Source organism: Micromonospora globosa (assembly GCF_000717585.1).
GTDB lineage: Bacteria > Actinomycetota > Actinomycetes > Mycobacteriales > Micromonosporaceae > Micromonospora > Micromonospora aurantiaca.
In genome coordinates, this window is sequence record NZ_JNZR01000005.1 from 104,147 (window position 1) to 116,668 (window position 12,522).

A 12,522-nucleotide genomic window follows, 5' to 3' on the forward strand; every position below is an offset into this window, starting at 1 on the left:
CCTGGTCGGCGGGCCGCCGATTCGGCTGTCCGCACCTACGAAACGCGGGTGTGTGATCTAGCCGACATCGCGGCCCGGACCAGCGCGGCCACCGGCCGCGGCTCGGCCTCGTTCTCCGGATGCCACTGCACCCCGAGCACGAACCGCCGCGCCGGATCCTCCACCGCCTCGATCACCCCGTCGTCGGCCCAGCCGGTCACCGCCAGGCCGCCGGGGTCGGCCACCGCCTGATGGTGGTACGAGTTGACCCGGTCCACCCCGGCCATCACCTCGGCGGCCCGGCTGCCGGCGGCGAAGCGCACCGAATGCGACCCGTAGACGCCCGGCGCGGGACGGTGCCCGTCGTGCCCGACCACATCCGGCAGGTGCTGGTGCAGCAGGCCGCCGTACGCCACCGCCAGCAGTTGCATCCCCCGGCACACACCCAGCACCGGCAGGTCCGCGGCGAGCGCGGCGGTCAGCAGCGTCGTCTCCCCCGCGTCGCGCTCCGGCCGGCTCTCGGTACGCGGGTCCGGCGGCTCGCCGTACCGCTCCGGCCCGACGTCCGCGCCGCCGGCCAGCAGCAGCCCGTCCAGCAGCCCCAGCACGTCCGCGTCGGCGTCGTCCGGGGGCAGCACGACGGCCCGGCCGCCCGCCGCGGTGACCGCGCGGACGTACGCGTGCGGCACGAGCGTCGCCGGCACGTCCCGCCACACCGCCCAGCCGGCCGGCTCGACGTACGCGGTGATGCCGATGACCGGCCTTCTCGCGCTCACAGTGCCAGCCTGGTTCGCGACTGCGGGGCTCGCAAGACCGGCTCACTCCTCACGCTCACAATGCCGACCTGGTTCGCGACTGCGGGGCTCGCAAGACCGGCTCACTCCTCACGCTCACAATGCCGGCCTGGGTTCGCGACTGCGGGGCTCGCAAGACCGGCTCACTCCTCGCGCTCACAGTGGGGTGACGTACGCGCCGGTGATACCGCCGTCGACGACGAACTGCGCTGCGGTCATGAACGAGGCGTCGTCGCTGGCGAGGAACGCCACAGCGGCGGCGATCTCGGCCGGGTCGCCGAACCGGCCCATCGGCACGTGCACCAGCCGCCGGGCGGCCCGCTCCGGATCCTTGGCGAACAACTCCAGCAGCAGCGGCGTGGCCACCGGCCCGGGGCACAGCGCGTTGACCCGGATGCCCTCGCGGGCGAACTGCACGCCCAGCTCCCGGGTCATCGCCAGCACCCCGCCCTTGCTCGCCGTGTACGCGATCTGCGACGTGGCAGCGCCCATCAGCGCCACGAACGAGGCGGTGTTGATGATCGAGCCCTTGCCCTGCCGGCGCATGTGCGGGATGACGTACTTGCAGCACAGGTACACGCTCGTGGTGTTGACCCGCAGCACCCGTTCCCAGGCGTCCAGGCCGGTCTCCAGGATCGAGTCGTCCTCAGGCGGCGAGATGCCCGCGTTGTGGAACGACACGTCCACCCGGCCGTGCCGCTGCACCACCCCGTCGAACAGGTCACGCACCGCCGTCTCGTCGGCCACGTCGGCGGCGACGAACTCGCCACCCACCTCCTGCGCGGCCCGGGTACCGGCGTCGGCGTCGATGTCCACGCACACCACCCGGGCGCCCTCGGCGGCGAAGCGGCGTACGGTGGCGAGCCCGATGCCGCTGCCCGCGCCGGTCACCACTGCCACCCGCTCGGAAAGCCGTCCCTGCACTGTGATCACTCCTCGGTGCCGATGAACACGTTCTTGACGTCGGTGAAGGCGTGCAGCGCGTCCGGACCCAGCTCCCGGCCCAGGCCGGAACGCTTCATCCCGCCGAACGGGGTCCAGTAGCGCACCGAGGAGTGCGAGTTGACGCTGAGGTTGCCCGACTCGACGGCGCGGGCCACCCGCACCGCGCGCCCGACGTCCCGGGTCCAGATCGAGCCGGAGAGCCCGTACTCGGTGTCGTTGGCGAGCCGGATCGCGTCCGCCTCGTCGTCGAACGGCAGCACCGAGACGACCGGGCCGAAGACCTCCTCCCGCCAGTGCCGGTCCGCCGGGGAGCCGGCGAGCAGCACGGTCGGGGCGTACCAGAAGCCGGGGCCGTCGGGGCACGAGCCGGTGAATGCGACGTCCGCCCCGTCGACGTACCCGGCGACCCGGTCCCGGTGCGCGGCGGAGATCAGCGGCCCCATCTCGGCGCTCTCCCGGGCCGGGTCCTCCACCCGCACCGCCCGTACGGCCGGTTCGAGCAGTTCCAGGAACCTGTCGTACACCCGGCGCTGGACCAGGATCCGGGAGCGGGCGCAGCAGTCCTGGCCGGCGTTGTCGAAGACCGCGTACGGCGCGGTCGCAGCCGCCTTCTCCAGGTCCGCGTCGGCGAACACGATGTTGGCGGACTTGCCGCCCAGCTCCAGCGTCACCCGTTTCACCTGGGCCGCGCAGCCGGCCATGATCCGGGTGCCGACCTCGGTCGAGCCGGTGAAACAGATCTTGCGGACCGCCGGGTGGGTGACGAACCGCTCGCCGACCACGCTGCCCCGGCCGGGCAGCACTGTGAACACGCCGTCGGGCAGGCCGGCGTCGCGGGCCAGCTCGGCCAGGCGCAGCGCGGTGAGCGGGGTCAGCTCGGCCGGCTTCAGCACCACCGTGTTGCCGGCCGCGAGCGCCGGGGCGAACCCCCAGCCGGCGATCGGCATCGGGAAGTTCCACGGCACGATCACGCCGACCACGCCCAGCGGCTCGTGGAACGTGACGTCGAGCCCGCCGGGCACCGGGATCTGGTGGCCGGTCAGCCGTTCCGGCGCGCCCGCGTAGTAGTCGAGCACGTCCCGGACGTTGCCCGCCTCCCAGCGGGCGTTGCCGATGGTGTGCCCGGCGTTGCGCACCTCCAGGAGAGCCAGCTCCTCCAGGTGCGCGTCGACCTGGGCGGCGAACCGCCGCAGCAGCCGCCCCCGATCCCCCGGCGCCACATGACGCCACGTCTCGAACGCCGCAGCCGCCCGCGAGACAGCAGCATCCACGTCCTCCACGGAGCACCCCGGAACGACCCCGATCCCCGCCCCGTCAACAGGCGAGATCACCTCACCCACGCGGTCCCCTCCCCTCACCTCGGCGATCTTGCAGTTGCTGCCCCGGCGAAAGCCGCACAACACCCGCGCCAAGGGCCGCAAGTGCAAGATCGCGGGAGCGAGAGGGCGAGGGCGCGGGCGCGGACGCGGGCGAAGGCGAGGGCGCGTACACGTCAGAGGCGTTCGAAGCCACGGGTCAGCTCCCAGTCCGTCACCGCGGCGTCGAAGGCGGTCAGCTCGACCTTCGCCTGGTTGGCGTAGTGGGCGGCCACCTCGTCGCCGAACGCCTCCCGGGCCACCTCCGAGCGCTGCCACAGGTCCAACGCGTCACGCAGCGTGGTGGGCACCCGCTCGGCGTCCGGGTCGTCGTACGCGTTGCCGGTGCACTCGTCCGCCAGCTCCAGCTCGTTCTCGATGCCGTGCACCGCCCCGGCCACCAGCGCGGCGATCGCCAGGTACGGGTTGACGTCGGCCCCCGGCACCCGGTTCTCCACCCGCATCCCCTGCCCGTGCCCGACCAGCCGCAGCGCGCAGGTGCGGTTGTCGGTGCCCCAGCGCAGCGCGGTCGGCGCGAACGAGCCGGGCTGGTAGCGCTTGTAGGAGTTGATGTTGGGTGCGAAGAACAGGCTGAACTCGCGCATGGTGGCGAGCAGCCCGGCCAGCACCCGCTGCCCGGTGACGCTCAGGTGCGCGGGCCCGTCCCCCAGCATCGCCGAGGAGCCGGAGGCGTCGCGCAGCGAGAAGTGGATGTGGCAGGAGTTGCCCTCCCGCTCGTTCGGCTTCGCCATGAACGTGATCGCCATACCCTCCTGGGCGGCGATCTCCTTGGCGCCGTTCTTGTAGATGACGTGGTGGTCGGCGCAGCGCACCGCCTCGTCGTACCGGAAGGCGATCTCGTGCTGGCCGAGGTTGCACTCGCCCTTCGCGCTCTCCGGGGTGAGCCCGGCGCCGGCCATCTCGGTGCGGATGCGGCGCAGCAGCGGCTCGACCCGGGCGGTGCCGAGCAGTGAGTAGTCCACGTTGTACTGGTTGGCCGGCGTCAGGTCGCGGTAGCCGCGCTGCCACGCCTCCTCGTACGAGTCGCGGTAGAGCACGAACTCCAGTTCGGTGCCGGCGTACGCGGTCAGCCCGTGCGCGGCCAGCCGGTCGAGCTGCTTGCGCAGGATCTGCCGGGGCGAGGCGACCACCGGGCCGGAGCCGTCCAGCCACTCCAGGTCGGCCAGCAGCAGCGCGGACCCGGGCTGCCAGGGCATCCGGCGCAGCGTGTCCAGGTCGGGGCGCATGGCGAAGTCGCCGTAGCCGCGTTCCCAGCTCGACATCGCGTACCCGTCGACGGTGTTCATGTCGACGTCCACGGCGAGCAGGTAGTTGCAGCCCTCGCTGCCGTGCGTGACCACCTGGTCGAGGAAGTAGGGCGCGTGGAACCGCTTGCCCTGCAGGCGGCCCTGCATGTCGGTGAGCGCGAGCACCACCGTGTCGATCTCACCCTCGGTGACGGCGACCCGCAACTGTTCCAGCGAGAGCGGCGTTGGTTTCATCAGGGGCCTCCATCACCAAGGTCTACTGGCAAACCGGATCACCGTCAATGCCCCGGCGAGGCCGGGTGCGAAACCGGGGAGTGCACATGCGCCGTCGTACCGTCGCGGTCGTCGCCGCCGTCCTCGCGATCGTGCTGGCCGCGACCGACGCCCACGCCGGCAACCGGCCCACCGGCCGCCCGGCCGCGGACGGCCCCGACCGGCCGGTCACCGCCGACGCGCACCAGCGCCCGGTCGCGCTGGACCTGCGCGGCTTCGACGGGCGTGCCGGCTGGTCCGGCTACGACCTGACCCGTCCCCGCGTCGTCGCGACCGGGCTGGAGGCGCCGTGGGGGCTGGCCTTCCTGCCCGACGGCAGCGCCCTGGTCGCGCAGCGGGACCAGGGCACGATCCTGCGCGTACGCCCGGGTCGCCCGGCCCGGCAGGTGGCCCGGATCGCCGACGTGGCCGCGGGCGGCGAGGCGGGCCTGCTCGGGCTCGCGGTCTCCCCCCGGTACCGCCGCGACAGGTGGGTCTACGCCGCCTACACCACGGCTGCCGACATCCGGATCGTCCGGTTCCGCCTCGGCGCGTCCCAGCCGCCGCAGGTGCTGGTGAGCGGCATCGCCCGCAGCGCGGTCCACGACGGCGGCCGGATCGCGTTCGGCCCCGACGGCATGCTCTACGCCGGGATCGGCGACGCCGGGGTGTCCGCCCGCGCGCAGGACCTGACCAGCCGCAACGGCAAGATCCTGCGGATCCGCCCGGACGGCGGCGTGCCGGCGGGCAACCCGTTCCCCGGCTCGCTGGTCTACAGCTACGGCCACCGCAACGTGCAGGGCCTCGCCTGGGACCGGCAGGGGCGGCTGTTCGCCACCGAGTTCGGGCAGAGCACCTGGGACGAGGTGAACCGGATCGTGCCCGGCGGCAACTACGGCTGGCCGCTCGTCGAGGGCGTCGCCGGTGATCCCCGGTTCCGCGACCCGGTCGTCGTCTGGCCGCCCGCGCAGGCGTCCCCGAGCGGTGCCGCGTTCACCAGGGGCACGCTCTACGTCGCCGCGCTGCGCGGCGCCCGGCTCTGGGCGGTGCCCGTCGACGCCGCCGGCCGCGTCGGCGTACCGGTGGCGGAGCTGGTCGGCACGTACGGCCGCCTGCGTACCGTCGAGGTCGCGCCGGACGGCGCGGTCTGGGTGGCGACCAGCAACCGCGACGGCCGCGGCACCCCGGCGGCCGGCGACGACCGCATCCTCCGCTTCCCGCTCACCCACCGCCGCCCCACGATCTGACCCCTTCGGTACGCGGACAGCCCGCCGTCACATCGGCTGGACCCAGGCGGATCGCCACTGCGGGGACGGGTCCGCACCGAGGCTGGTCCAGTACTCCCGGCCGTCGACGATCCGCCCGTCGCGCACGGTCCAGAACGACGCAACCCGGTGCACGCCCATCTCCTCGTGCGGCACCTCCACCTCGGACACCACGGTCTCCCCGGCCGCCACCACCCGCAGCACCCGGATCGACCAGCCCTCCGGGTACTCGGCGTTGATCTTCACGTAGTGGTCGCGGCCCACGATCCGCTCGGCGCTGACCGGCCACTCGACCACCACGTCGTCGGCCAGCAGGTCACCGACGCCGGTCCAGTCCCGGGCCTGCATGCGATCCCACAACGCGCGTACCACCGCTTCCGAGTCCATTGCCGGATCATGGCAGGACCCACCGACAGCTACGACGGCTCGGCGGGCTCGGGCTCGGGTTCGGCCTGGTCGACGGTGCGGCGCGGGCCGGTGAACCACTTGCGGGCCGAGGCGTACCACCAGGTCGCGACGCCGAGCAGCACGCCACCGATGGCGATCGGCGCGTAGTTCACAGCCGTCCAGCTGAAGTCGGGGTTGCCGGGCACACCCGCCGGGACGATCGGCAGCACGAAGTAGACCGAGATGACTGCGATCTCGACCACCGCGATCCAGCCGAGCAGCTTGTAGCGGCGGCCGAGCGTCCACGGGCCCGGGGTGAACCGGTCGCCCATCCGCAGCCGCAGGAAGATCGGGATGATGAAGGACAGGTACAGCCCGATCACCGCGACCGACACCACCGCGTAGAACGCGACCGGGATGCCGCCGCGCTGGTAGAGCGCGGGCAGTGTGAGCACCAGCCCGGCCAGCGTCGCGCCGATGATGGCGTTGACGGGCGTGCCGTTGCGGTTCACCTTCGACCAGAGTTTCCAGCCCGGCACCGCGCGGTCCCGGCTGAACGCGTACGCCATCCGCGACATCGACGTCACGCAGCTCATGCCGCAGAAGAACTGCCCGATGGTGGAGATGATGATGACGGCCTTGAAGAAGAACGGCGTCAGCGCGCTCTCGAAGATCGCCCCGGAGAAGCCGCCCGCCTCGTTGATCGCGTCCACGTCGGTGGCCGCGAACAGGAACGCGAGCAGCAGGATCCAGCCGCCCACCGCCGAGTAGAAGATCGACCGCCACAGCCCCTGCGCGGCGGCCTTGGACGCGCCCCGGGTCTCCTCGGAGACGTGCGCGCAGGCGTCGAAGCCGGTGATCGTGTACTGCGTGAGCAGGAAGCCCAGCGGCAGCACGTAGAACCAGAACGCCAGCCCGCCGGTCTCGCCGTCACCGAAGCCGGAGTTGTTGAACCGCTCGGTGAACACGAACTGGAAGCTCTGGTGGTTGTCCGGGACCAGGACCAGGATCAGCACCACGGCGGCCGCGCCGGCGACGTGCCACCAGACCGAGACGTTCTGGAGTACGTCGATGATCCGGTGCCCGTAGATGTTGATCAGCCCGTGCAGCGCGAGGATCACCACGAACAGCCCGAACGTCTGGTGCCCGGTGCCGGCCCAGCCGTCGAACAGCGCCGACAGCGTCAGGTTGAGGAACGTGGCGCAGCCGTAGTCGACCGACGCGGTCACCGCGACCAGCCCGATCAGGTTGAGCCAGCCGGTGAACCAGCCGTGCACCGGCCGGCCCATCGTCGCCGCCCACCAGTAGATCCCGCCCGCTGTCGGGTACGCCGACACCAGCTCGGCCAGGCAGAAGCCGATGATCAGGATGAACAGCGAGATCAGCGGCCAGCCCCAGGAGATCGCCACCGGGCCGCCGTTGTTCCACGCCTGGCCGAACGTGGTGAAGCAGCCGGCCAGGATCGAGATGATGGAGAACGAGATCGCGAAGTTGGAGAAGCCGCTCCACTTGCGGCGCAACTCCTGTTTGTAGCCGAGTTCGGCGAGTCGTCGGGCGTCGTCGTCCATCGGCTGCTCGGCGGTCGGCGCGGGCGTCGTGGCCACTGCACACCTCCTCGAGGCGATGCTCGTGCGAGTGCTCGCAGTGTGCTCCCAGCCGATCAAGGCGGTCAATACGTACCCCGGTAATTGCGTTGTCGCCCGATCCCACCCGGGGCATCATTGTGGGCGTGACCAGGCCCGACCCGACGGGCCGGCACCGGGCGCTCGGCAACGCCCGGTCCGCGGCGGCGCGCGGCGTCCACCTCTCTCTCACTGAAGTACGGCGATCGGCCGTACCCTCCGGACGCCCCGCGCCGCCGCTCCCTACCGGCCGACTGTCACGGTCAGCCCGGGCGCGGCCACCTCCACCGGGCCGGCGAACCCGCGCCGTACGGCGGCCAGCGCCTCCCGCGGCTCCGTCCCCGGCCACAGATGGGTGAGCAGCAGGCGCCGCACCCCGGCCTCGGCGGCGTACCGGCCGACCTCGACGGCGCTGGACAGGTTCCCCTCGTGCCGCTGCGGGATGTCGTCCGGATAGGTCGCCTCCGCGATCAGCAGGTCCGCGTCGAGGGCCAGCTCCACCAGCGCCGGGCTGGGTCCGGTGTCCCCGGTGTAGGCGAGCACCAGGCCCGCCGCCGAGAACCGGGCCCCGGCGTTCGGCACCCAGTGCGGCAACGCGAACGTCCGCACCTCGTACGGCCCGAGACGCAGCGTCTCCCCCGGGGTGAACCCGGTCAGCCGGTACCCGGGTTCGAGCAGGCCCGGCTCGTCGATCGCGAGCAGTCCGGCGAGGCTGCCGGTGGGGGCGTACACCGGCAGGGGCGGCCCGGACCGGTTCGCGAGCACCCGGGCGCGGACCAGCGGTTGCAGGTCGGCGCAGTGGTCGGGGTGGCCGTGGCTGACGTAGACGGCGTCGACGTGCTCCGCCCTTGTGAGCGCCAGCAACGGTTGCAGCGTCGCGTAGCCGGGGTCGATCAGCAGCCGGAAGCCGTCGTGTTCGACGAGGAAGCCGGCGCAGGCCTGGTGGGCGGTGGGGTAGGCGCCGAGGCCGCCCAGGACTGTTGTCCGCATCCGGTCGACCGTACCGGCCGGGTGGTCGCCGGGTGGTCCGGCGACGGTCAGACGAACAGCAGCCCCGCGACCCACAGCGCGGCGATCATCAGGCCGGCGGTGAACTCCAGGACCATCGACAGCCCGGCCGCCTTGAGCGCCTGCACCGTGGCCGGCCAGGCGAGCCGGGTGTCGCCGAGCCGCAGCCGTTCGGCGCCGAAGATGCCGCCGACGAAGCCGATCGGCAGCCCGACCACCGGGATCACGAAGAACCCGACCACGCCGAGCAGGCCGCCCGCCAGCAGCGAGGTGGTGGGCACGCCGGTCCGCTTCAGGTTGCGCCCCGGCCAGAGGTACTTGAGCACGGTGCCACCGGCGGCGATCGCCGTGGCGGCGGCGAGCACCGCCCAGCGGCCCGGCCCGGCGTCGCCGAACAGCGTCCACACCAGTACGCCGCCCCAGCACAGCGGCAGCGCCGGTAACCCGGGCACCACCACCCCGGCCAGTCCGGCGACGATCGCCAGCGCGGCGACCACCGACACCACGGCCTGCGAATCGGTGAGGCTCACCGGTTCTCCCTTCCTCGCCTGCCGCGTTCGCGGGAGGTGCTAAGCGGGGCCCCCTCCTCTACCGGAGGCGTTAAGAGGGGGCCCTTCCTTACCCGCCCAGGCGGGCGCGGATGCCGTCGGCGGGCATCGGGGCGCCGAACAGCCGGCCCTGCCCGGTGTCGCACCGTAGCGCCCGCAGCCGTTCGGCCTGCACCTCGGTCTCCACCGCCTCGGCCGTCACCGACAGCTCCAGCGCGTGCGCCAGCCGGACCAGCGCGTCCACGATCCGCTCGTCCCGGTGGTCGGCCACCGCGTCCCCGCCGTCACCCCGTATCCCCTCGACGAACGGGCCGGCCAGCTTCACGCAGTGGATCGGCAGCCGCCGCAGGTACGCGAGGTTCGAGTAGCCGGTGCCGAAGTCGTCGATGGCCAGCCGCAGCCCGAGGCCGGCGAGCTGGTGCAGCGTCCGCAGCGGCTCGCCGGCGCTGCCCATGACGGCGCTCTCGGTCAGCTCCAGCTGCAACAGCTCGGCCGGCAGGCCGGTGTGCTGCAACGCCTCGGCCACCGTCTCCACGATGGCCGGGTCGTCGGCCTGCCGGGCGGCCAGGTTGACGCTCACCACCGGCGTGGTGTCCGGGTACGCGCGCCGCCACGACTCGGCGTCGCGGCACGCCTGACGCAGCACCCAGGCGCCGAGCCGGACGATCAGGCCGGTCTCCTCGGCCAGCCCGATGAACCGGTCCGGCCCGATCAGCCCCAGCTCCGGGTGCTGCCAGCGCACCAGCGCCTCGACCGCCACCATCGTGCCGTCCAGCAGCGACACGATCGGCTGGTAGTGCAGCACGAACTCGCCCCGGTCCAGCGCGGCGGGCAGGTTCGCGGCCAGCGCGGAGCGGGCGATGTCGGCGGCGCTGCGCTCCGGGTCGTACACCGCCCAGCGGCCCCGGCCCTCCGCCTTGGCCCAGTAGAGCGTGGTGTCGGCGGCCTTCATCAGGTCGCCGACGCTCGTCTCCGCCGCCGGACACTCCACGATGCCGATGCTCGCCGACACGGCGAGCTGCTGGTCACCGACGTGCACCGGCGCGGACACCGCGGCCAGCGCCAGCTCGGCGACCTCCACCGCGTCGTCGATGCCGCCGTCGGAGTCGACCAGGATGACGAACTCGTCGCCACCCATCCGGGCCACCAGGTGGCCGCGCCCGGCCACGCAGTCGCTGAGCCGGCGGGCGATCACCTTGAGCAGCCGGTCGCCCAGGTCGTGGCCGAGGCTGTCGTTCACCGCCTTGAAGCCATCCAGGTCGATGAAGCACAGCCCGACGCGCTGGTCCGGACCGGCGCCGTCGAAGACGTCGCCGAGCGTCTCGAAGAACAGCGTCCGGTTGGGCAGGCCGGTCAGCGGGTCGTGCAGCGCCTGGAAACGCAGCCGCTGCTGCAACTCGTACCGCTGGGTGATGTCCTCCACCATCGCCACGGTGAACCGGGGCCGGCCGTCGTCGTGCCGGATGAGCGAGACCGCGAGGTCGGTCCAGACCACGCTGCCGTCCTTGCGGTAGTAGCGCTTCTCCACCCGCGCGCTGTCCCGCTTGCCCTCGATCAGCTCCTGGTACAGCTCCCACATCCCGGCCGCGTCGTCGGGGTGGAACAACGCCGAGACGTTCATCCGCCGCATCTCCGCGACGGCGTAGCCGAGCATGTCCGCGAAGGACTGGTTGACCTCGATGATCTGCCCGTCCACCCCGGCGATGCCGATGCCGATGGCGGCGCCGGTGAAGACCGCCCGGAACCGGGCCTCGCTGTCCCGCAGCGCCTGCTCGACGGTGTCCCGGGCCTGCCACGCGGACCGGGCGATCCGCTCCTGCTGGCTGAAGACCCGGTCGCGCAGCGCGCGGGCGAACCCGGCGGCGAACGCGCCCTGGAGCAGCGCGACCCGCTCACGCAGCTCCGGCGACTCGGTGCGCGACGGCAGCACCCAGGGCAGGAACCGGTCGCCGAGCGCCTGCACCGACCAGTCGAGCACGCCGGGCTCGGTGAGGTGCGCCTGGACCAGGGCACGCCCCACCTCCTCCGCCGGGCGGGCGGAGAAGGTGGGGGCGAGCAGGGCCTCGCCGAGTCGCTCGGTGAGCGGCACCAGCAGGCGCTCGGTCTCGGCCGCGCTCAGCGGCACGAACCCGATACGGCGCACCGCGCGAGCCCACTCGGCGGCGTACGCGGCGGCGCCGGGCCGGCTGACGTCTCCCCCGTCGCTGTCCGGGGCGCGCATGGGGCTCAGCCGGCGGCGCGGTCGTGCCGGGCGACGCCGCCGAAGGCCCCGAACCGCTCCGGGTGCTCGTCCACGTCCGACGGGGAGTCGGGCCGCCACAGCGGCATGTGCACGACGCCCGGTTCGAGGATCGTCCAGTCGCCGAAGAAGCCGGTGATCTCGGCCCGCGAGCGCAGCGTGATCTCCGTGGCGGTACGCGCCGACAGCCGCTGCGCGTCCAGCATCTCCTGCGGCTGATCCTCGAACGTGGAGTGGGAGATGACCAGGTAGCTGCCGGGTGCGGCGGCGGCGCGCAGCGTGGCCAGGATGTCGGCCGGGCGGTCGGCGTCGGGCACGAAGTGCACCACGCCGGCGAGCAGGATGCCCAGCGGCCGGTCGAAGTCGATCAGGCCGCTGGCGCGGGCGTGGTCCAGGATCAGCTTCGGCTCGCGCAGGTCGGCCAGGATCGCCGTGGCCCGGTCGTTGCCGGCGAGCAGTTCGTGGCTGTGCGCCACGGCGACCGGGTCGATGTCCACGTACACGATGCGGGCCTGCGGGTCGGCGGCCTGGGCGACCTCGTGCACGTTGCCGACGGTGGGGATGCCGGAGCCGACGTCGAGGAACTGGTCGATGCCGGCGTCGAGCAGCACCCGTACGGCCCGGCGCAGGAACTCCCGCCCGGAGCGCATGGTGGCGGCCAGGTTCGGCGTCATCGCCGCGATCTGTTCGGCGAGCTGCCGGTCGATCTCGAAGTTGTGCGCCCCACCGAGGAAGTAGTCGTAGACCCGGGCGGCGCTCGGCCGGGTCAGGTCGATCTCGGTGGGCAGGCTCTCCGGCGTCTGCATCGCTCGGTCCCCCAGGTCGTCGTCCGCCGTCGATGGCGGATCATGTGGTCCAGA

At 72.8% G+C, this 12,522-nt stretch carries 11 protein-coding genes; 1 reads left to right on the forward strand and 10 read right to left on the reverse strand.

Annotated elements, in window-relative coordinates; translation table 11 throughout:
- Positions 1-35: 35 nt before the first annotated feature.
- The 4 genes from IF06_RS0107725 to IF06_RS0107740 all read right to left on the reverse strand — a co-directional run bounded on the left by IF06_RS0107725 (position 36) and on the right by IF06_RS0107740 (position 4,575).
- On the reverse strand, positions 36-755 hold the full coding sequence (locus IF06_RS0107725; protein ID WP_036310430.1) for a gamma-glutamyl-gamma-aminobutyrate hydrolase family protein: 720 nt from the start codon (positions 753-755) through the stop codon (positions 36-38).
- Positions 756-929: 174 nt separating this feature from the next.
- On the reverse strand, positions 930-1,697 hold the full coding sequence (locus tag IF06_RS0107730) for a 3-oxoacyl-ACP reductase (RefSeq protein WP_030269857.1): 768 nt from the start codon (positions 1,695-1,697) through the stop codon (positions 930-932).
- A gap of 5 nt (positions 1,698-1,702) precedes the next feature.
- Entirely contained in the window at positions 1,703-3,049 is a 1,347-nt protein-coding gene (locus tag IF06_RS0107735) for an aldehyde dehydrogenase family protein (RefSeq protein ID WP_420063436.1), read from the reverse strand.
- A gap of 161 nt (positions 3,050-3,210) precedes the next feature.
- A complete protein-coding gene (locus IF06_RS0107740) occupies positions 3,211-4,575 on the reverse strand; it encodes a glutamine synthetase family protein (RefSeq protein WP_030269861.1) in 1,365 nt (454 codons plus the stop codon).
- Between the two features lie 86 nt (positions 4,576-4,661).
- Between IF06_RS0107740 and IF06_RS0107745 the strand changes: the two genes are divergently transcribed.
- Entirely contained in the window at positions 4,662-5,840 is a 1,179-nt protein-coding gene (locus IF06_RS0107745) for a PQQ-dependent sugar dehydrogenase (protein WP_030269863.1), read from the forward strand.
- 27 nt (positions 5,841-5,867) lie between these two features.
- On the opposite strand, the gene IF06_RS0107750 is transcribed toward IF06_RS0107745, so the two are convergent.
- From IF06_RS0107750 to IF06_RS0107775, 6 genes are all read right to left on the reverse strand, one after another.
- Complete coding sequence (locus IF06_RS0107750; RefSeq protein ID WP_030269865.1) at positions 5,868-6,245, reverse strand: nuclear transport factor 2 family protein; 378 nt, start codon at positions 6,243-6,245, stop codon at positions 5,868-5,870.
- A 29-nt stretch (positions 6,246-6,274) separates the two neighbouring features.
- A complete protein-coding gene (locus IF06_RS0107755) occupies positions 6,275-7,849 on the reverse strand; it encodes an amino acid permease (protein ID WP_030269867.1) in 1,575 nt (524 codons plus the stop codon).
- 261 nt (positions 7,850-8,110) lie between these two features.
- A complete protein-coding gene (locus IF06_RS0107760; RefSeq protein WP_030269869.1) occupies positions 8,111-8,857 on the reverse strand; it encodes an MBL fold metallo-hydrolase in 747 nt (248 codons plus the stop codon).
- Positions 8,858-8,904: 47 nt separating this feature from the next.
- Entirely contained in the window at positions 8,905-9,405 is a 501-nt protein-coding gene (locus tag IF06_RS0107765) for a DUF456 domain-containing protein (protein WP_013284640.1), read from the reverse strand.
- Positions 9,406-9,493: 88 nt separating this feature from the next.
- Positions 9,494-11,644, reverse strand: coding sequence for a putative bifunctional diguanylate cyclase/phosphodiesterase (locus IF06_RS0107770; protein ID WP_013474415.1), 2,151 nt, complete (start codon positions 11,642-11,644; stop codon positions 9,494-9,496).
- A 5-nt stretch (positions 11,645-11,649) separates the two neighbouring features.
- A complete protein-coding gene (locus tag IF06_RS0107775) occupies positions 11,650-12,468 on the reverse strand; it encodes an SAM-dependent methyltransferase (RefSeq protein ID WP_030269871.1) in 819 nt (272 codons plus the stop codon).
- Positions 12,469-12,522: the final 54 nt, after the last annotated feature.

Excerpts from the sequence above, each read along its gene's own strand:
- IF06_RS0107740 (WP_030269861.1), bottom strand. The coding sequence starts at position 4,575 with ATGAAACCAACGCCGCTCTCGCTGGAACAGTTGCGGGTCGCCGTCACC.
- IF06_RS0107770 (WP_013474415.1), bottom strand. The coding sequence starts at position 11,644 with ATGCGCGCCCCGGACAGCGACGGGGGAGACGTCAGCCGGCCCGGCGCC.
- IF06_RS0107750 (WP_030269865.1), bottom strand. The coding sequence starts at position 6,245 with ATGGACTCGGAAGCGGTGGTACGCGCGTTGTGGGATCGCATGCAGGCC.
- IF06_RS0107745 (WP_030269863.1), top strand. The coding sequence starts at position 4,662 with ATGCGCCGTCGTACCGTCGCGGTCGTCGCCGCCGTCCTCGCGATCGTG.
- IF06_RS0107775 (WP_030269871.1), bottom strand. The coding sequence starts at position 12,468 with ATGCAGACGCCGGAGAGCCTGCCCACCGAGATCGACCTGACCCGGCCG.
- IF06_RS0107760 (WP_030269869.1), bottom strand. The coding sequence starts at position 8,857 with ATGCGGACAACAGTCCTGGGCGGCCTCGGCGCCTACCCCACCGCCCAC.